Origin of the sequence: Actinomadura meridiana (assembly GCF_039537545.1) — a bacterium.
Classification (GTDB): domain Bacteria; phylum Actinomycetota; class Actinomycetes; order Streptosporangiales; family Streptosporangiaceae; genus Spirillospora; species Spirillospora meridiana.
On sequence record NZ_BAABAS010000021.1, the window covers coordinates 1 to 16,651 of the forward strand.

Here is a 16,651-nt window from a genome sequence, read left to right on the forward strand (position 1 = left end):
CGACATCCTTCCTGATGATCGCCGGTGACCTCAGGCCAGGTGTCCGGAGAACGGGGGGAAGCTCAAGGTCGGTCACTCGTCGTTGAAGACGGTGGTGTTTTGGCAGGCGGTCAGGAGCCATTGGTCTCCTTCCTTTGCCATCACGAACAAGGGGGTGCCCACGTCTTGGCCGTCGGGCGTTTCGTAGACCTGGCGGACCTTGACGGCGGCTACGTCGGGGCGGATGAACAGGACGTGCTCTACCTCGAAGGTGACCTTTGTGTTCTGCATCGCACCGGGGAGGACCTGATGGGTGAAGGTCGCTATCGCGTCGCGGCCGAACAGGCGTTTGCCGTGGCCTGTTGTCCAGACGGCGTCGGCCCGGAAGAGGGCGACGAAGTCGGCTGGCAGTTCGTTGTTCTGGGAGTGCTCTACCCGGGCGACTACCTGCTTGATCGCTTCTAGTTCGGTCCGGGAGTCGGCGTCTGTTGTGCTCATGAGCACCACTTTTGTTCCTCACGTGTGCTTGAGGTCAAGCGGACGCTAAGGGTGGTGGCGTTGCCAGGCTTTCTCTATGGCGGACGAGAGGAAGAGCAGGAGGAGCGTCCAGTAGTTCAGGGCTGGGATTGCCAGTGCCAGGACGAGGGCCAGGGCCAGGAGGGCCGCGGCGGTGGTCGAGCCGGTCAGGGCCTCTCGGGGCGGTGGGTTTGATTCTGACGCCAGGTCGGGGTCTGCTCGGACCACCAGTTCCATGGCTGCCTGGAAGGCGACGGCCAGGAAGATCGTGGCTATGTAGAAGGCGGCCGTGAAGCGGTCGTCGCCGTAGACGCCGACCATCGCCGTGGGGAACGGCAGGACGATGACCGTCAGGATCCAGCCGATGTTGCAGAGGATCAGGCGGCCCGAGTAGGCGCGGATGTGGCGGAAGAACTCGTGGTGGGCGAGCCACAGGCGGGTGATCACGGCGAAGCTCAGCAGGAAGCCGAAGATCTCCGGTTTGTGCTCGGTGATCACCTCGGTGGCGCTCTGGCCGTTCCGTTCCGCCTCGGGGACGACGTCCACCAGGGGGAGGACGAGCAGAGTGATGGCGATCGCGACCACGGCGTCGGTGAAGAAGACGAGTCGGTCGGGGTCTCTGGGGATGGCCATCGTCCACAATCCTGCCAGCCGTCGCGGCTAGGGAGAGCAAAGGGCCCGGCAGCGCCCTGGAAGCCCTACCCAGGACGGTTACGTCCGAGGTAATCGACCCGATGACCCCTGCTCGGTGAAGATCGTCAGAGACAGAACCAGGGGAAAGGGTGTGACGGTGCCGTATTTCGAAGGCGCGGACGGGACGAGCTTGTTCTACACCGACTGGGGCTCGGGCGATCCGGTCGTGTTCATTGCCGGGGCGTGGCTCAGCAGTAGTTCGTGGGAGTTCCAGATGCTTCCGCTGTCGGAGAGCATGCGCTGCGTCGCCGTCGACCGGCGTGGCCACGGAAAATCTGACTGGGTCGGGCACGGCTACGACTACGACACCCTCGCCGATGACCTGGCCGCGCTGCTCGACCATCTCGATCTGCGTGATGTGACGCTGGTGGCGCATTCGATGGGCGGCGGCGAGGTGATCCGCTACCTGACGCGGCACGGGTACGACCGGGTGAGCCGGGCCGTGATGATCTCGGTCACCGCGCCGTTGGCCATCAGGACGGCGGACAACCCCGGCGGGATCCCGCAGGAGCTGTTCGACGCCGCGCTGGCGGTGCGGACGAAGGACCGTCCGCAGTGGATGGCCCAGAACACGCAGGCGTTCTTCGCGACCCATCTCGGCAAGAAGGTCTCGTCCGAACTCATCGAGTGGACGGTGCAGCGGTGCCTGGACTGCTCCGCCAAGGCGGCCGTCGAGGCGGTCAAGACCGGTTTCTGCACCGATCTGCGTGCGGAGGCGGCGGCGCTTCGGTTGCCGACGCTGATCCTTCATGGGGACGCCGACGCCTCGGCTCCCGTCGCGATCTGCGGGCGTCGGCTGGCCGAGCTCGTGCCAGGCAGCGTGTACAAGGAGTACCCCGGGACGGGGCACGGGATCTTCATGACCGACGCCGACGAGGTCAATCAGGACATCCTCGACTTCATCGCGAAGTCGTAGTCGCTCAGCGGTCGCAGGGCGTGGGGAGTTCCGTCGGACGGCGGTGCTCCAGTGCCTCGCGCAGCTGGGCGCGGCCCCGGTGGATCCGGGAGCGGACGGTGCCGAGCTTGACGTTCAGCGACGCCGCGATCTCCTCGTAGGTGAGGCCCTCGATGTCGCACAGGACCACCGCGGCGCGGTATTCGGGGGCCAGACCGTCCAGGGCGCGCTGGATGTCGGCGTCCAAGAGGCGGTCGTCGTAGGCCTGGGCGGGCGTCGGTTCGCGGCCCTGGAGGCGGTCGGCGGCGTCGTCGGAGAGCGCGTCGAAGCGGATGCGCTGCTTGCGGCGGGCGCGGTCGAGGAAGAGGTTCGTGGTGATGCGGTGCAGCCAGCCCTCGAACGTGCCGGGGCTGTAGGACGACAGCGAACGGAAGACCCGGACGAAGACGTCCTGGGTCAGGTCCTCGGCGTCGTGTCGGTTGCCGGTCAGCCGGTACGCCAGCCGGAACACTCGCGTCGAGTGCTCGCTGACGATCTCCTCCCACGTCGGCGGGGTCCACGCCATAGCGCCTGCGCTCACCACTACCCCCGTCTGATACTGAATCGTTACGGCCAAGCATGCCGGTACCCGGATAAGAGCCGTGTAAGAACGACGCGGCCCGGCGGTGCCCTGAAGGGGTGCCGGACGGAGATATACCACGTCTGGGCCCTTTTGCTGCTGATCGAACCGGTCAAAAAATGATTGATGCGGTGGGAGCGTGGCTTGGGCGTGGACCGGCGATTACCTCCCCATGAGTGGGGACCGGTTGATACCGCTCGCCCGGCGGTATCGCCTGCTCTCTGTGGTCGGCAGGGGCGGGATGGGGACCGTCTGGCGCGCCTACGACGAGATGTTGGACCGGGACGTCGCCGTCAAGGAGGTCCATCTCCCCGGACGCATCACCGAAAGTGAACGCAGGGTGTTGTGTCGGCGACTTCTGTCGGAAGCGCGTGCTACTGCTGCGTTGAAGCATCCGGGTGTGGTCGCCGTTCATGACCTGCTTGTGGAGGACGGACGTCCGTGGATCGTCATGGAGTTCCTGGAGTCGTGTTCGCTGAACCGGCTCGTCACCGAAGACGGCCCGCTTGGCGTGCGCCGGACGGCCGAGATCGGCGCGGCCGTCCTGTCGGTGCTGCGCGCGTCGCATGCCGCGGGGATCCTGCACCGTGACGTCAAACCCAGCAACGTGCTGGTCTGCGATGACGGACGGGTGCTCCTGACCGATTTCGGCCTCGCGGTCCACCTGAACAGCGGCACCGAGACCGTGGACACCATGCCCGCGGGCATCGAGGGGTCGCCCGCCTACCTCCCGCCCGAGAGGGTGAACGGGATGCCGGGGGTGGAGGCCTCCGATCTGTGGTCGTTGGGCGCGACGCTCTACACCGCTGTCGAGGGGTTCTCGCCGTTCCTGCGTAGCCATGCGCTGGCGTCGATGGTGGCGGTGTTGCTGGGCGACTACGCGCGTCCTGTGCGGGCGGGTCCGTTGACGCCCGTCATTGAGGGGCTTCTCAGCCAGCGGCCCGAAGACCGTTGGACGGCTGAGGCCACATCCGAGGTTCTACGGGACGTCATCGGGGCCCATCCGGAAGGTGGTGCCACCAGGGTCGTCGTGCACAACCGCTTCTCGCTGCGGCGGCGTGTGCCTTGGGCGCGTCGCGGTGCGTGGGTCTCGCGGGACGCGGCGGTCTCTCGCGTCCTGCGGGGGCCTCGTGTTCCGTGGACGTTGGCGCCGCCATGCGGATCGCGTCGTGCCCGCCGGTGGAGGCCGCGCGTGCGTCCCGGGGCCGTCGTGGGGGCGGCGGCGCTCGCCGTGGTCGCCGCCGGGGCCGGGACGTGGGCCGCCCGGTGGGCGTCGATCGGCACGAGTGACGCGGTCGCGTTGCGTCCGGCGGCGGGAGGGACGGCCAAGACGGCGAAGTACCGGGAGGCGAGCGCCTACTCGGTGCGCGTGCCCGCGGGCTGGCAGGCGGAGCGACGCGGGCCCGTCATGCGGTGGAAGGACGCCCAGGCGGGACGTGGCCTACGCATCGCGCCAACGGTCGGAGACCCACTGGACGGGTTGCGCGCAGAAGAGCGGGCCGCTGTCGCGGAGAACCGCTACCCCGGATATCGCAGGCTCCGTTTGGAGGGCGCGCCGGACGTCGTCGCGGGCGCCGCCGAATGGGAGTTCACCTGGCGGGACGGCGCCGATGGCACCAGGCATGTGCTGTGCAGCCGGGCGGCGGGGTACGAGTTCTGCTTCCACTCCCCGGATCAGGAGTGGACGCCCGGCCAGCGCCTGTACGACACGATCCTGAGGTCGTTCCGTCCGGAACGGGGACGGTAGGCCGTCAGGTCGTCTGCTGGAGGCGGAGCAGGAACTCGGCGTTGGACGAGGTGCCCTTCATCTTCTCCAGCAGCTGCTCGACGGCCTGCTGCTTCTCCAGCCCCTGGAGAGCGCGGCGCAGACGCCAGGAGAGTTGGAGCTCCTCCGGCGACATGAGCAGTTCGTCGCGGCGCGTCCCGGACGCCTCGATGTCGACGGCCGGGAAGACACGGCGGTCGGCGAGGCCCCGGTCGAGCTTCAGCTCCATGTTGCCGGTGCCCTTGTACTCCTCGAAGAAGACGTCGTCCATGCGCGACCCGGTCTCGACCAGCGCGGTCGCGAGGATGGTCAGCGAACCGCCGTCCTCGATGTTGCGGGCGGCTCCGAAGAACTTCTTCGGCGGGTAGATCGCGGTCGTCGCGACACCGCCCGCCAGGATGCGGCTGCTGGACGGCGCCGCGAGGTTGTAGGCGCGGCCGAGCCGGGTGATCGAGTCGAGCAGCATGACCACGTCGTGGCCCTGTTCGACGAGTCGCTTGGCCCGTTCGATGGCGAGTTCGGCGAGTTCGGTGTGGTCTTTCGCGGGACGGTCGAACGTCGAGTGGATGACCTCGCCGCGCACCGTCCGCTGCATGTCGGTGACCTCTTCGGGCCGCTCGTCGATGAGCACGACCATGAGGTGCACTTCGGGGTTGTTTTCGGCGATCGCGTTCGCGACGGCCTGGAGCACCATCGTCTTGCCGACCTTGGGGGGCGACACGATCAGGCCGCGCTGGCCCTTGCCGAGCGGCGACACCAGGTCGATGACGCGGGTGGCGAGCGAGCCGGTGTCGAGGCGCAGGCGCTCGTTCGGGAACAGCGGGGTCAGCTTGCCGAACTCGGGACGGTCGGCCGCCTCGTCGGGCGCCACGCCGTTCACCGTGTCGACGCGGGCGAGGGCGGCGAACTTCTCGCGGCTCGTCTTGGGCGGACGCGCCGTGCCCGCGACGGCGTCGCCGGGACGCAGATTGTTGGCCTTGATCTGGGCGAGCGACACGTGCACGTCGTTCGAGCCGGGGTGGTAGCCGGAGGTGCGCACGAAAGCGTGCTTGTCCTGGACGGCGAGGATGCCGGTGAACGGGACGGTGGGGGCCTCCTCGGCGGGGGGCCGTCCCTGGCGGCCGCTCCTGCGGCTGCCGGTCGGCGCGGACACGCTGTGCTGCGCCTGGACCTTACGGCCGGGGGCCGTCCGCGCCGTGCCGGTGTGTTCGGCACCGGTGCGTTCGGCGGCGGGCCGTTCGGTGGTGAGTGTGGAAGTGGACATGCGGGTCCCTTCTAGGCCAATGCGGAACGTTCCGCACGGCCCGGGGTCGACTCTCGTGTACGGCGGCGGAACCCGCGGCGCGTACGCGAGTGGAATGAGAGAAATGCAGCTCGGTTCACCGGGCTGACGTCGGCTCCCTTGTACGGTCGTTCGGACGTCAATGAGCGTCTCGAATCGGGAATTCACCGGGCTCTCAGATGGCCCGGGCGGGGAAGAGAACGTCTTCGCCGGCCCTCGCGGAACCGAAGACGTTGCCTCGAGGGTACAGCACTCAGGGCCCGTTTGGCATTCCCGGACGTCCGGGAATGTTTCCACGCGGGCGTTTCCGCCTCCCGGACGGGGGCGCGTCCCGCCCACGACACGGCGGCTTCGTACGATGGCCGGGGCCGAGCTGAGGGAGGACTATGGCGGGGCCGCCGGGCGGGTCTCCCGCGGGCACCGACGGGGCGTTGCGCGCGGTGGTCGCGGACGGTGTCGGCACGATCGTGATCGACCGTCCCGCCAAGCGCAACGCGATGTCCGCGGCCATGTGGCGGGCGCTTCCCGGCGTCCTGGACGAGCTGGCCGCCGACCCGGACGTGCGGGTCGCGGTGCTGACCGGGGCGGACGGGAACTTCTGCGCGGGCGCCGACATCGCCGAACTCGCCGACATCCACCGCGACGACGACTCCCACCTGGCGACGGTCGCCGAACGAGCGCTCGCCGCGTTCCCGAAACCGTCGCTCGCGGCGATCGAGGGCTACTGCGTGGGCGGCGGCTGCCAGCTCGCCGCGGCCTGTGACCTGCGGTTCGCCTCGGACGGCGCCCGGTTCGGCATCCCTCCGGCCAAGCTCGGCATCGTCTACCCGGCGGACGCGACGGCACGGCTCGTCGGCCTGGTGGGGCCGTCCGCCGCGAAGTACCTGCTCTACTCGGCGGACCTGGTCGGCGCCGGGCACGCGCTCCGCGTCGGTCTGGTGGACGAGGTCGTCCCGGCGGGCGGCCTGGCCGAGCGGGTCGCCGGGTTCACCGCGACGCTCGCGTCCCGGTCGCTGCTCACACAGCGGGCCACCAAGGACATCGTGGACGCGGTCGTCGCGTCGGGCCCCGTAGCGGAGAAGGCGCGGCGATGGCTGGACGAGATGGCCGCGAGTGGCGAGGCCGACGAGGGCATCGCCGCGTTCCTCGAACGCCGCGACCCCGCCTTCAGGTGGACGAATCCGACCCGCTGACGACGCAGAACCGTGTTTCGGGGAGTTGCCGGATACGCCGCTCGGCAGCGGGCAGGTCGTCCAGCAGCCCGGGGGTCTCGGGACGCAGCAGTTCCGCGAGCGGCAGCACCCCGCACACGAGTGAGTCCGGCGTCCGGACGAGCAGCAGCGGGCCGATCTGGGCGGTGCCGCGTTCGGCGTCCCCGAGGGCTCGGGCCAGGTCACGGAGCTGTTCGGTGGTCTCCTCGCAGTCTCCGCGCAGCGCCCGCACCAGTTCGATGAAGTCGCGTTCGAGGCCGCGCGGGCTGCGGCCCGACAGGTAGTAGCGGTCCAGGTCGGTCAGCTCGACGCGCAGGCCCTGGTGCTCGACGAAACGTCCGAACACCGCGGCGGCCGGTGGCAGCGTCTCCGGCGGCTCCACGCGCAGGAGCCCGGCGACGACGTCCGCGGCCTCGGCGCCGAGGGACGCCGCGACGGCGTCGTCGAGACGGCGGGCGAGCTGGGCGCGGAGCCCGGTGAGGTCGGCGGCGAGCCGTTCCATGGCCTCCCGCTGCCGGTGCAGGCGGTCGTTGACGTCCGGCACCATCCGGTCGTTGATCTGCGAGATCAGCGACCTGATCCGGGCGTCGGCGGCGCCGAGGGCCTCCCGGTCGCGGTCCTGCTCGCGGGTCAGCCGGTCCAGCCGGTCGCCCTGCGACGCGCGGACGCTCTCCAGCTCGTCCCGCGTCCCCTTCAGCGCGCGGAGCTGGGTGCGGATGTCGGCGATCTCGGGCGCGCCCGGTATCCGCTTGCGCTCGAACGCCAGATAGAGCTCCCGGCCGGCGATGGCCAGGCAGAGCAGGACCAGAATCACCGTCATCGTGCCCTCCCGGGGGCAAATCTCGCGGAGCAGACTATGCCACTCGCCGCGACCTGCGACATTCCACGACTCGGCGAAAAGTCCGAACCTGTCGGACTTTCCGGCCATCTCACCATCCGGACACAGAAGATCATCACTGATTCGGGGGAACGTTGATGAAGCCGATCGCCGACCGTGGATCGCTGCTCGTTCTGGCCGCGTCCGCGCTGGTCCTCACCGCCTCGCTCGCCGCCTGCTCCAGCGATGGCGGAACCGGGGCCTCGGGCTCGGGCACGGGCTCGGGCACCGGGTCGTCGCCACCCGAGGTGAGCCTCCCGTCGAACGGCTCGGCGTCGAAGGCGCCGGGCGGCGGGGGAGGGAACGGAGGCGGCACCGGGACCGGGGCGCCGACGGGAGGCGGCGGGGCGCCCGCCGGGGGCGGGACGCGCTGCCAGGGCGGCGAAATGGCGGCCGAGATGCAGGAGCAGGACGGCAGCACGGAGACCAGGACGGTCTCCATGCTGAGCCTCAAGAACAACTCCGGACGGCCCTGTACGATCCCGGCGGGCTGGGCGTCCATGGGCCTGTCCGACGAGAACGGCACCTACCAGCCGCTCCAGGCGTCCCGGCAGAACTACCCCGGGGCGGGCATGAACATCACCGTGAAGCCCGGCGAGTGGGTCTACGCGAGCATGAAGTGGACGACCGACGTGGAATGCCCGGACACCAAGAGTTTCGCCGTCTCCTGGTACGGAACCTGGGTGGCCGCACCAGCGAAATGGTTCAACGGACCACGGCAGCTTTGCCCGAACACGGTCGTCCAGGGCACCATCCAGCCGACGAGGGTCGGCGTGAACTTCATGTAGCGCGGGGGGAGAAGCGGGCGTGGGGGAGAAGCGGGCGCGGTGCCACCATGGCGCCGCGCCCGTGCCTATGCCAGCGGTTCAGAACAGATCAGCGGTTCAGCTCAGTGGTTCAGATAGGCCAGGACGGCTAGGACGCGGCGGTTGTCGTCCCCCGTCACGGGCAGGTCGAGCTTGGTGAAGATGTTCGCGGTGTGTTTCGTCACCGCCCGCTCGGTGATGACGAGCCGTTCCGCGATGGCGGCGTTCGACCGTCCCTGCGCCATCAGCTCCAGGACCTCCGTCTCGCGCGGTGTCAGGCGGCCGAGCGGCGTGTTCCGGGTGTTGCTGGCGACCAGGCGGGAGATGACCTCGGGGTCCATCGCGGTGCCGCCCGCCGCGACCCGGCGGACCGCGTCCACGAACTGCGCGGCGTCGAACACCCGGTCCTTGAGCAGGTAGCCGATGGCGCCGGTGCCGTCCGCGAGCAACTCCCGCGCGTACAGCTGCTCGACGTACTGCGACAGCACCAGCACCGGCATGCCGGGGACCTGGCGGCGCGCCTCCAGCGCCGCCTGGAGGCCCTCGTCGGTGAAGGACGGCGGCAGACGCACGTCGACCACCGCCACGTCCGGGCGGTGGTCGAGAAGCGCCTTCAGGAGCGAGGGGCCGTTGTCGACGGCGGCCGCGATCTCGAAGTCGTGCGTTTCCAGGAGGCTGACCAACCCCTCCCTCAGGAGGGCGAGGTCTTCGGCGATGACAACGCGCAAGGCAGCTCCATGGTGACGATCGTCGGGCCGCCCACGGGCGAGCTGAGGGCGAGGACGCCGTCGAATGTACCGATCCGCCGCTCGATCCCGCGCAGGCCGGTGCCGCCGTCCAGCGACGCGCCGCCGCGCCCGTCGTCGGTGACGGTGATCCGCAGCATGCCGTTGTCGTACCGCAGGTCGATCCAGACCTGGGACGCGCCGGAGTGCTTGGCCGCGTTCGTGAGGAACTCCGACACCGCGAAGTAGGCGGCCGACTCGACCGGCGGTTCCGGCCGTTCCGGCAGGTCGGCCGTGACCTCGACCCGCATCGGATGGTCGAGCGCGAGCGCCTTGACCGCGTCGCCGAGGCCGCGGTCGGCGAGCACCGGCGGGTGGATGCCGCGGACGAGGTCGCGCAGCTCGTGCAGCGCCTTCGCCGACGACTCGCGGGTCTGGGCGAGCAGCACCCGGGCCTTCGCCGGGTCCTTGTCGAGCAGGTGCTCGATCGCGCCGAGGCTCATGCCCATCGCGACGAGCCGGGCCTGCGCGCCGTCGTGCAGGTCGCGTTCGATGCGGCGCAGCTCGGCGGCGGAGGCGTCCACGGCCTCCGAGCGGGTCTCGGTCAGATGCTGGACGCGCAGCGCCAGCTCCGACTTCTTCGTCGGGCCGAGGACGAACCGGCCCCACTGCCCGTACACCTCCAGCATCTTCGGGCCGATGAGGTGACCGGCGACGACGCACGCGGTGGCGATGACGACCGTGGAGACCAGGCGCGCCGCGTCGCGGTCGTAGCCCTCCGTGACGTGGATGTAGGCGTACCAGTCGGTGCCGCCGTAGTGGCCGATCATCCCGCCCGCGAACGTCGCGAGCGCGAAGCCCCACAGGCCGTACAGGATGAGCAGGCCCGGCAGCGCCGCCGTGAACAGCACCACGATCGGGTCGGCGGCCGCCCACAGGTAGTCGCGCCAGGTGGCCGGGTCGCTGATCAGCCGGGCGAACCGCTTCAGCAGGCCGTTCAGACCGGGCTCGATCTCGGGCTCCGGCAGGTAGGGACGCTGGATCTTCGCGTCCGTCCAGCGGTTGATCCTGACGCGGTAGGCGTCCAGCTGGGTGCGCAGCAGCATCGTCGCGGACGGGAACAGCAGCACCCCGACAAAACTGGTGATCAACGAGACGACCGTGATGAACCAGATGCCGACGAGCATCGCGGGGATGCCGAGCAGCCCGAGGGCCAGGCCCCGCCACGGCGCCCTGACGTGCCGTTGCAGTCGTGTTTCTCGCTGTCGTGTCTCTGTCACCGTTCCGCCGTCCACGGGTGCTCCTTAGGGGTCGCCGCCTTCTGACCTCCAGTCTTCTGGCGTGCGCCCTTCCGCACAGTGTGCCCGCAACCCGGAGTGGGGGTGTACCTGACTACACCCGGCAGCCGGGCCCCACCGCCACCCCGCCCGTCCCGCCCGGCGCGTGCCTCGGCCGCCCGCCATGGGCCCTTTGTGTGAACTCGAGGGGTTCGCATATCCCAGGCCGAACGGTTCTCCGCTATGAAATCCGCGCCAGGGCTTTGTCAATTCCGGCCCGATGTGCGAAGCGGATCGACCGGTGCGCACGTATTGGACACCACTCTGCCTAGTCTGACTAACATTGTCCATGGTGAGTCGCGGGTATAACTGATTTTGATGAGGTACTGGTATTACCAACCGGCCCGTTGGCCCCCGATGATAGGTCTGCATTCCGGGTCCGGTTCCACGGAATCGGGCCCGATTTGCGACGCCGGCGCCAATGGACGTTCTTCCGTCCTCGGTCGGCCCGCACAGGTCATACCGCTGCGGACAGGCCAGGGGGAGAATTGTTCAAAATGTGATCACATTGCTTCCGAACAACCAGCCTCCAGAGGAAGTGCGTCATGAACATTCGCAAGTACACCCTCTCCACGGTCGCGCTCGGCGCGGCCGCGCTCGGCCTGTACGGCCTCGGCGCCGGGCCCGCGATGGCGGCCGGCAACGACGACGCTCCCAAGCCCCCTCCGGGACCGCCCGTCGTCTGTTCCCTCGACGCCTCGGCCGGCCCGTTCGTCGCGGTGAACTGCATGGGTGGCGGCGCCATTCAGCTCAACGTCGTCTGCCCGGCGCAGAAGAGCATCGACGGCACGATCAACGCGTTCCGTGGCCGTACCACGCTGCTCGACAACCGTTGCCACAAGGGCCCCACCTTCGCCTCGCTCACGATGTTCGACATGAGCACGCACAAGCCCGGCGAGACCGTCCTGCCGTACCAGAGGGTCGCCTGACGCTCCGGATGTGAACGCAGCGGACGCCGCCCCGCGAATTGCTTCGGGGCGGCGTTCCCGCGCGTCCGGCAACTTTCACGAACGCGCAATTGAGTCGCGGGGGCCCGGTCAGAGCGCGGGTCAGAGAGCGACGAAGTTCAGGCCGCGTTTCTTCAGTTTGGGAATTGCGCTTTCCAACGCTTTGAGGGTCTGGGACCGGTCGCCACCGCCGTCGTGGCACAGGATGATGTTGCCCTCCTTGCCCTTCAGGAGCGACCTGCGGATGCGTCCCACACCCGGCCGGGACCAGTCGCGGGGGTCGACGGCCCAGTCGATGGGCAGCATGCCGTGCTCGGCGGTCTGCTCCAGGACGGTCTTCGACCACGCGCCGCCAGGCGACCGGAAGAACTGCGGGACGATGCCCGTCGTGTCGGCGATCCGGTCGTGCGCGTCGACGATCTCCTTGCGGACCTTCTTCGTCGACATCCTCGCGATGCTGATCGGGTGCGTCTCGGTGTGGTTGCAGATCTGGTGACCGGCGTCGGCGATGCGGCGGGTCAGCTTCGGATACTCCTTGACCTGCTCGCCGATCAGGAAGAACGTCGCGTGGATGCCCTCCTTGGCGAGCAGCTCCAGCATCCGCGGCGTCCACTCGGGGTGCGGGCCGTCGTCGATGGTGAGCGCGATCGACTTCGGCGGCGGCGCGGGGGACAGCTGCGACAGCTCGCGGACCGGAGTCTCCAGCGCGGTGAGCTTCGCGGGCGTCCACGGGGCGGGACGCGGCGTTGGGGTGGGCGTCGGCGTCGGAGTGGGCGTCGGGTGGATGACCGGACGCGCCCGGGGAGTCGCCGTGGCGGGTCTCCGGGGACCGTCCGCCGGATCGGGCCCGTCTGCCGCGACCGCGGTGACCGCGACAGCCGCGCCCATCAACCAGAGCGCCTCACGACGCGTCGCCAGGCGTGACGCCAGGTCGGACGCCAGACCCGAAACATCGACCTCCACATGTCCCACGCTATCGAGGTTTAAGGGACTGGGAGGCCGCTATGGGATCTTCCTCATTATTAGGGCCACCCAGACAACCCCCATGGTCAACGTCCCGTGGCGAAGCCCCATGGTCAGGGCCGCGTGGTGAAGGCCTGTGGCGAGGGTCCTGTGGTGAGGGTCCTGTGGTGAGGGCCTTGTGGTGAGGGCCCTTGTGGTGGGGGTCCTGCGGGGAGGGCCCTGTGGTGGAGGTCCCATGGTTGGGGTCCCATAGTTGGGGCGCGGTGGTGAGGGGGTGGTGGTCAGGGGGTGGTGTGGCCGCAGTCGGTGGAGATGGCGTGAACGGTGTCCAGTAGGTCGGGTAGCAGGGCGAGGACCTCGTCCCGGTTCAGCAGGACCTCGGGCACGGAGATGGACACGGCGGCGACGACGCGGCCGGTCGCATCGCGGACGGGTGCCGCGACGCAGCGGATGAACGTCTCGTGTTCGGCGTCGTCCAGTGCGTAACCTCGCTCGGCCACCCGGGACAGCTCGGTCAGCAGCTCGGCCGCGCCGGTGATCGTGTACTCGGTGAACCGGGTGTACTCGATCTCCTCGGCGACCCGGCGGCGGCGCGGCTCGGGCAGGTCGGCCAGCAGGACCTTTGCGATGGCAGTGGCGTGCAGCGGCATGCTCAACCCGACCCGCGAGTACATGCGGATCGCGTGCCGCGAGTCGTACTTGTCCAGGTAGATGACGTTGCCGCCCTCGTACACGCCGAGGTGGACGGTCTGCCCGGTCGCGTCGTTCAGCCGGGCGAGGTGCGGGGCGGCGACGTCCCGGACGCCGCGCTGCTCCAGTGCCGCGCCCGCCAGCGCGAACAGCCGCGAGCCGAGGTGGAAGCGGTGGTCGGCGCCGCGATGGACGAAACGCTCGTCCTCCATGGTGCGCAGCAGCCGCAGCACGGTCGTCTTGTGGACGCCGACCTTCGCGGCCAGCTCGTCCAGCCCGCGCGGCCCCTCGCCCAGCTCGCGGAGGATGGCGAGGGCGCGTCCGAGACTCTGGCTCATCCGCCGTCCGCCTTCCCGGGTCGTTGACCGGCACCCGCGCGTGATGCTACAACCACAGAAGCACAAGGTGCAATTGCGGTTGCATATTGCGCAACGTTGGAGGTCATCATGGTCGCGAGCATCGACACCGAGGCGATCGACGCGCTCGGTGACGAACGGCTCGACTGGCGCTTCAAGGCGATACCGGCGTCCCTGCACGGGAGGACGGTCGCGGAGGTTCGCGAGCTTCGTCCGCCACTGGACGACTTCGGCACCCCGTTGCTGACCCTGGACGAAGGCGCTCTCGACCACAACGTCCGGGCGATGGCCCGGTGGGCGGACGACGCCGGAGTCTCCCTCGCCCCGCACGGCAAGACGACGATGGCCCCGCAGCTGTGGCGCCGCCAACTGGACGCCGGGGCGTGGGGCCTCACCGTCGCGAACCTGCCGCAACTTCGTGTCGCCCTCGCGTTCGGCGTCACCCGCGTCATGGTGGCGAACGCGCTGCTCGACCCGGCGGGCCTCGCCTGGCTGGGCGCCGAGCTGGAGGAACGTCCCGAGCTGGAGTTCGTGTCCTGGGCCGACTCGGTGCGCTCGGTCGAGCTGATGGACGAGGCGCTGCGCAAAGCCCGCGTCCAGCGCCGGGTCGGTGTGTGCGTCGAGATCGGAGGCCCGCACGGGCGGACCGGTGTCCGCGACGACGGCGACGCTCGCGCGATCGCCGACGCCGTCCGCGCCGCGCCCACGCTCCGCCTGGTCGGCCTCGCCGGATACGAGGGCGCGCTGGCGCACGACGCGTCCGACGAGGGCCGCGCCGCCGTCGACGCCTACCTGCGCCGGATGGCGAACCTGTTCGGAGGTCTGGAGTACGAGACCGACGAGCCCATCGTCACGGCCGGGGGCAGCTCGTTCTTCGACCAGGTCGCCGACGTCCTCGGCGGGGTCGACGGACGGGTCGTCCTGCGATCGGGCGCGTACATCGTTCACGACGACGGCTTCTACAAGGACATCTCGCCCTTCTCACGGGGAGCGGCGGACACGGCGCTGCGCTCGGCCATGCACGGCTGGGCGCGCGCCGTGTCCCGGCCTGAACCGGAGCTGGCGTTGCTGGACGCGGGCAAACGCGACCTACCGTTCGACGAGGGCCTCCCCGGACCGCAGTTCGTCCGGGGCAAGGGGCCCGACCCGGTCGAGAAGGCGAGCGTCACGGCGGTCAACGACCAGCACGCCTTCCTGGTCGGCGGCTCCGTGGAGGTCGGCGACGTCGTCCGGCTCGGCCTGTCGCACCCGTGCACCGCGCTCGACAAATGGACGCTCCTCCCGGTCGTGGACGACGCCGACGCCGAGCATCCGACCGTCATCGACCTCATCAGGACGTGGTTCTGATGCCGGGCACCCTTATCCGGGGCGCCACCGTCGTCGACGGCACCGGTGCCCCAGGCCGGGTCGCCGACGTCACGATCGGCGAAGGCCGGATCACCGAGATCGGGCAGCACCTCACCGGCACGACGACCATCGACGCGGACGGTCTCGTCCTGTCACCCGGTTTCATCGACATGCACGCCCACTCCGACTTGGCGCTGCTCATCGAACCCGACCATCTCGCCAAAGTCGGTCAGGGCGTGACGACCGAGGTCATCGGGCAGGACGGCCTCTCCTACGCCCCCGTCGACGACACCACCCTGGCCGAGACCCGCCGCACCATCAGCGGCTGGAACGGCGACCCGCCCGGCTTCGACTGGTCGTGGCGCGGTGTCGGCGAGTATCTCGACCGTCTCGACCAGGGCATCGCGGTCAACGCCTGTTACCTCGTCCCGCAGGGCACGGTCCGGATGCTCGCGATGGGGTGGGACGACCGTCCACCCACCCGCGCCGAACTCGACCGGCAGTGCGAACTGGTAGCGATCGGCATGCGTGAAGGCGCCGTCGGGATGTCCAGCGGCCTCACCTACGTGCCCGGCATGTACGCCGACAACGCGGAACTGGCCGAGCTGTGCCGCGTCGTCGCGTCGCTCGGCGGCTTCTACTCGCCGCACCACCGCTCGTACGGCGCGGGCGCGCTGGAGGCGTACGCGGAGATGGTCGAGCTGTCGCGCCGCACCGGCTGCCCGCTGCACCTCGCCCACGCGACGATGAACTTCGGCGTCAACCGGGGCCGCGCGCCCGAACTGCTGAGCCTGCTGGACGCCGCCATCGCCGACGGCGGCGACATCACCCTCGACACCTACCCGTACCTGCCGGGCTCCACGACCCTCGTCGCGCTGCTCCCGAGCTGGGCGGCGGCGGGCGGCCCCGCCGCGTTGCTGGCGCGGCTCGCCGACCCGGAGGAACGGTCCCGGATCAGGCACTCGATGGAGGTCGAGGGGTCGGACGGCTGCCACGGCGTCCCCGCCGAATGGGAGACGATCGAGATCTCCGGCTCCCCGGACACCACCGTCGTCGGACGCACCATCGCCGACCTCGCCGCCGCGTCCGGACGTCCCGCGTTCGACGTCTTCTGCGAACGGCTCGTCGCCGACGACCTCGCCACCACGATCCTCCAGCACGTCGGGCACGAGGAGAACGTCCGGGCGATCATGCGCCATCCCTGCCACACCGGTGGCAGCGACGGGCTTCTACCCGTGATTACAGAAGCCAACGCAGCCGCGAAACCGCATCCGCGCGCTTGGGGGACGTTTCCCCGCTACCTCGGCCACTACGTCCGCGACCTCGGCGTGCTCTCCCTGGAGGAGTGCGTCGCGCACCTGACCGGGGTCGCGGCGCGGCGGCTCCGCCTCGAAGATCGCGGACTGATCCGGCCCGGACACCACGCCGACCTCGTCCTGTTCGACCCCGCCACCGTCCGCGACACCGCCACCTTCGACGACCCGAAGCGCCAGCCCGACGGCATCACGCACGTGTTCGTCGGCGGAACCGCCGTCATCCGGGACGGACGCCACTCCGGCGCCCTGCCCGGCCGTTCCCTCCGCCGCACCCCCGCCGGAACGACCCGCTGAGGTCGCCTCCGGCGCTCCCCCCACCCCCCCACA

At 69.8% G+C, this 16,651-nt stretch carries 15 protein-coding genes and 1 pseudogene; 7 read left to right on the forward strand and 9 right to left on the reverse strand.

Annotated elements, in window-relative coordinates; all coding sequences use genetic code 11:
- Positions 1 to 72: 72 nt before the first annotated feature.
- Positions 73 to 477: an SgcJ/EcaC family oxidoreductase gene (locus tag ABD808_RS29785; protein ID WP_344904555.1), complete on the reverse strand. Its 405-nt coding sequence runs from the start codon at positions 475 to 477 to the stop codon at positions 73 to 75.
- Between the two features lie 45 nt (positions 478 to 522).
- Positions 523 to 1,128: a TMEM175 family protein gene (locus ABD808_RS29790; RefSeq protein ID WP_344903591.1), complete on the reverse strand. Its 606-nt coding sequence runs from the start codon at positions 1,126 to 1,128 to the stop codon at positions 523 to 525.
- 151 nt (positions 1,129 to 1,279) lie between these two features.
- On the opposite strand from ABD808_RS29790, the gene ABD808_RS29795 reads away from it, so the two are divergent.
- The gene (locus tag ABD808_RS29795) at positions 1,280 to 2,104 is read left to right on the forward strand and encodes an alpha/beta fold hydrolase (protein WP_344903594.1); all 825 of its coding nucleotides are present in this window, start codon (positions 1,280 to 1,282) and stop codon (positions 2,102 to 2,104) included.
- A 4-nt stretch (positions 2,105 to 2,108) separates the two neighbouring features.
- Here ABD808_RS29795 and sigE read toward each other — a convergent pair whose 3' ends face one another.
- A complete protein-coding gene (gene sigE / locus ABD808_RS29800) occupies positions 2,109 to 2,648 on the reverse strand; it encodes an RNA polymerase sigma factor SigE (protein ID WP_344904558.1) in 540 nt (179 codons plus the stop codon).
- Between the two features lie 226 nt (positions 2,649 to 2,874).
- Between sigE and ABD808_RS29805 the strand changes: the two genes are divergently transcribed.
- Positions 2,875 to 4,449, forward strand: coding sequence for a serine/threonine-protein kinase (locus ABD808_RS29805; protein ID WP_344903597.1), 1,575 nt, complete (start codon positions 2,875 to 2,877; stop codon positions 4,447 to 4,449).
- Between the two features lie 4 nt (positions 4,450 to 4,453).
- Here the strand turns inward: ABD808_RS29805 and rho are convergent.
- Positions 4,454 to 5,599: pseudogene (gene rho, locus ABD808_RS29810) on the reverse strand (transcription termination factor Rho); the annotation flags it as partial.
- 536 nt (positions 5,600 to 6,135) lie between these two features.
- On the opposite strand from rho, the gene ABD808_RS29815 reads away from it, so the two are divergent.
- Positions 6,136 to 6,942 carry an enoyl-CoA hydratase/isomerase family protein gene (locus ABD808_RS29815; protein ID WP_344903600.1) on the forward strand — a complete coding sequence of 269 codons (807 nt, stop codon included), beginning with the start codon at positions 6,136 to 6,138 and terminating at the stop codon, positions 6,940 to 6,942.
- On the opposite strand, the gene ABD808_RS29820 is transcribed toward ABD808_RS29815, so the two are convergent.
- Positions 6,917 to 7,780, reverse strand: coding sequence for a hypothetical protein (locus tag ABD808_RS29820; RefSeq protein WP_344903603.1), 864 nt, complete (start codon positions 7,778 to 7,780; stop codon positions 6,917 to 6,919). The genes ABD808_RS29815 and ABD808_RS29820 overlap by 26 nt on opposite strands.
- A 155-nt stretch (positions 7,781 to 7,935) precedes the next feature.
- On the opposite strand from ABD808_RS29820, the gene ABD808_RS29825 reads away from it, so the two are divergent.
- Entirely contained in the window at positions 7,936 to 8,625 is a 690-nt protein-coding gene (locus tag ABD808_RS29825; protein WP_344903606.1) for a DUF4232 domain-containing protein, read from the forward strand.
- Between the two features lie 101 nt (positions 8,626 to 8,726).
- Here ABD808_RS29825 and ABD808_RS29830 read toward each other — a convergent pair whose 3' ends face one another.
- Entirely contained in the window at positions 8,727 to 9,371 is a 645-nt protein-coding gene (locus ABD808_RS29830) for a LuxR C-terminal-related transcriptional regulator (protein WP_344903609.1), read from the reverse strand.
- Positions 9,335 to 10,648, reverse strand: a complete 1,314-nt coding sequence (locus tag ABD808_RS29835) for a sensor histidine kinase (RefSeq protein ID WP_344903612.1) — start codon at positions 10,646 to 10,648, stop codon at positions 9,335 to 9,337. The genes ABD808_RS29830 and ABD808_RS29835 overlap by 37 nt, the downstream gene beginning before the upstream one ends.
- Positions 10,649 to 11,250: 602 nt before the next feature.
- On the opposite strand from ABD808_RS29835, the gene ABD808_RS29840 reads away from it, so the two are divergent.
- Positions 11,251 to 11,634, forward strand: coding sequence for a hypothetical protein (locus tag ABD808_RS29840; protein ID WP_344903615.1), 384 nt, complete (start codon positions 11,251 to 11,253; stop codon positions 11,632 to 11,634).
- Between the two features lie 120 nt (positions 11,635 to 11,754).
- Here the strand turns inward: ABD808_RS29840 and ABD808_RS29845 are convergent, their stop codons facing one another.
- Both ABD808_RS29845 and ABD808_RS29850 read right to left on the reverse strand, forming a co-directional pair.
- Complete coding sequence (locus ABD808_RS29845; RefSeq protein ID WP_344903618.1) at positions 11,755 to 12,615, reverse strand: polysaccharide deacetylase family protein; 861 nt, start codon at positions 12,613 to 12,615, stop codon at positions 11,755 to 11,757.
- Positions 12,616 to 12,896: 281 nt separating this feature from the next.
- Positions 12,897 to 13,643 (reverse strand): IclR family transcriptional regulator, encoded by a 747-nt coding sequence (locus ABD808_RS29850; RefSeq protein ID WP_344903621.1) that lies wholly within the window; start codon positions 13,641 to 13,643, stop codon positions 12,897 to 12,899.
- A 108-nt stretch (positions 13,644 to 13,751) separates the two neighbouring features.
- Here ABD808_RS29850 and ABD808_RS29855 point away from each other — a divergent pair, with 108 nt between their 5' ends.
- Both ABD808_RS29855 and ABD808_RS29860 read left to right on the forward strand, forming a co-directional pair.
- Complete coding sequence (locus ABD808_RS29855; protein WP_344903624.1) at positions 13,752 to 15,008, forward strand: alanine racemase; 1,257 nt, start codon at positions 13,752 to 13,754, stop codon at positions 15,006 to 15,008.
- Positions 15,008 to 16,618, forward strand: coding sequence for an N-acyl-D-amino-acid deacylase family protein (locus ABD808_RS29860; protein WP_344903627.1), 1,611 nt, complete (start codon positions 15,008 to 15,010; stop codon positions 16,616 to 16,618). Before ABD808_RS29855 ends, ABD808_RS29860 begins: the two co-directional genes overlap by 1 nt.
- Positions 16,619 to 16,651: the final 33 nt, after the last annotated feature.

What these genes read in the sequence shown, in the direction of transcription:
- ABD808_RS29825 (WP_344903606.1), top strand. Translation starts at nt 7,936, where the DNA reads ATGAAGCCGATCGCCGACCGTGGATCGCTGCTCGTTCTGGCCGCGTCC.
- ABD808_RS29860 (WP_344903627.1), top strand. Translation starts at nt 15,008, where the DNA reads ATGCCGGGCACCCTTATCCGGGGCGCCACCGTCGTCGACGGCACCGGT.
- ABD808_RS29850 (WP_344903621.1), bottom strand. Translation starts at nt 13,643, where the DNA reads ATGAGCCAGAGTCTCGGACGCGCCCTCGCCATCCTCCGCGAGCTGGGC.
- sigE (WP_344904558.1), bottom strand. Translation starts at nt 2,648, where the DNA reads ATGGCGTGGACCCCGCCGACGTGGGAGGAGATCGTCAGCGAGCACTCG.
- ABD808_RS29855 (WP_344903624.1), top strand. Translation starts at nt 13,752, where the DNA reads ATGGTCGCGAGCATCGACACCGAGGCGATCGACGCGCTCGGTGACGAA.
- ABD808_RS29805 (WP_344903597.1), top strand. Translation starts at nt 2,875, where the DNA reads ATGAGTGGGGACCGGTTGATACCGCTCGCCCGGCGGTATCGCCTGCTC.
- ABD808_RS29815 (WP_344903600.1), top strand. Translation starts at nt 6,136, where the DNA reads ATGGCGGGGCCGCCGGGCGGGTCTCCCGCGGGCACCGACGGGGCGTTG.
- ABD808_RS29820 (WP_344903603.1), bottom strand. Translation starts at nt 7,780, where the DNA reads ATGACGGTGATTCTGGTCCTGCTCTGCCTGGCCATCGCCGGCCGGGAG.
- ABD808_RS29785 (WP_344904555.1), bottom strand. Translation starts at nt 477, where the DNA reads ATGAGCACAACAGACGCCGACTCCCGGACCGAACTAGAAGCGATCAAG.
- ABD808_RS29840 (WP_344903615.1), top strand. Translation starts at nt 11,251, where the DNA reads ATGAACATTCGCAAGTACACCCTCTCCACGGTCGCGCTCGGCGCGGCC.
- ABD808_RS29790 (WP_344903591.1), bottom strand. Translation starts at nt 1,128, where the DNA reads ATGGCCATCCCCAGAGACCCCGACCGACTCGTCTTCTTCACCGACGCC.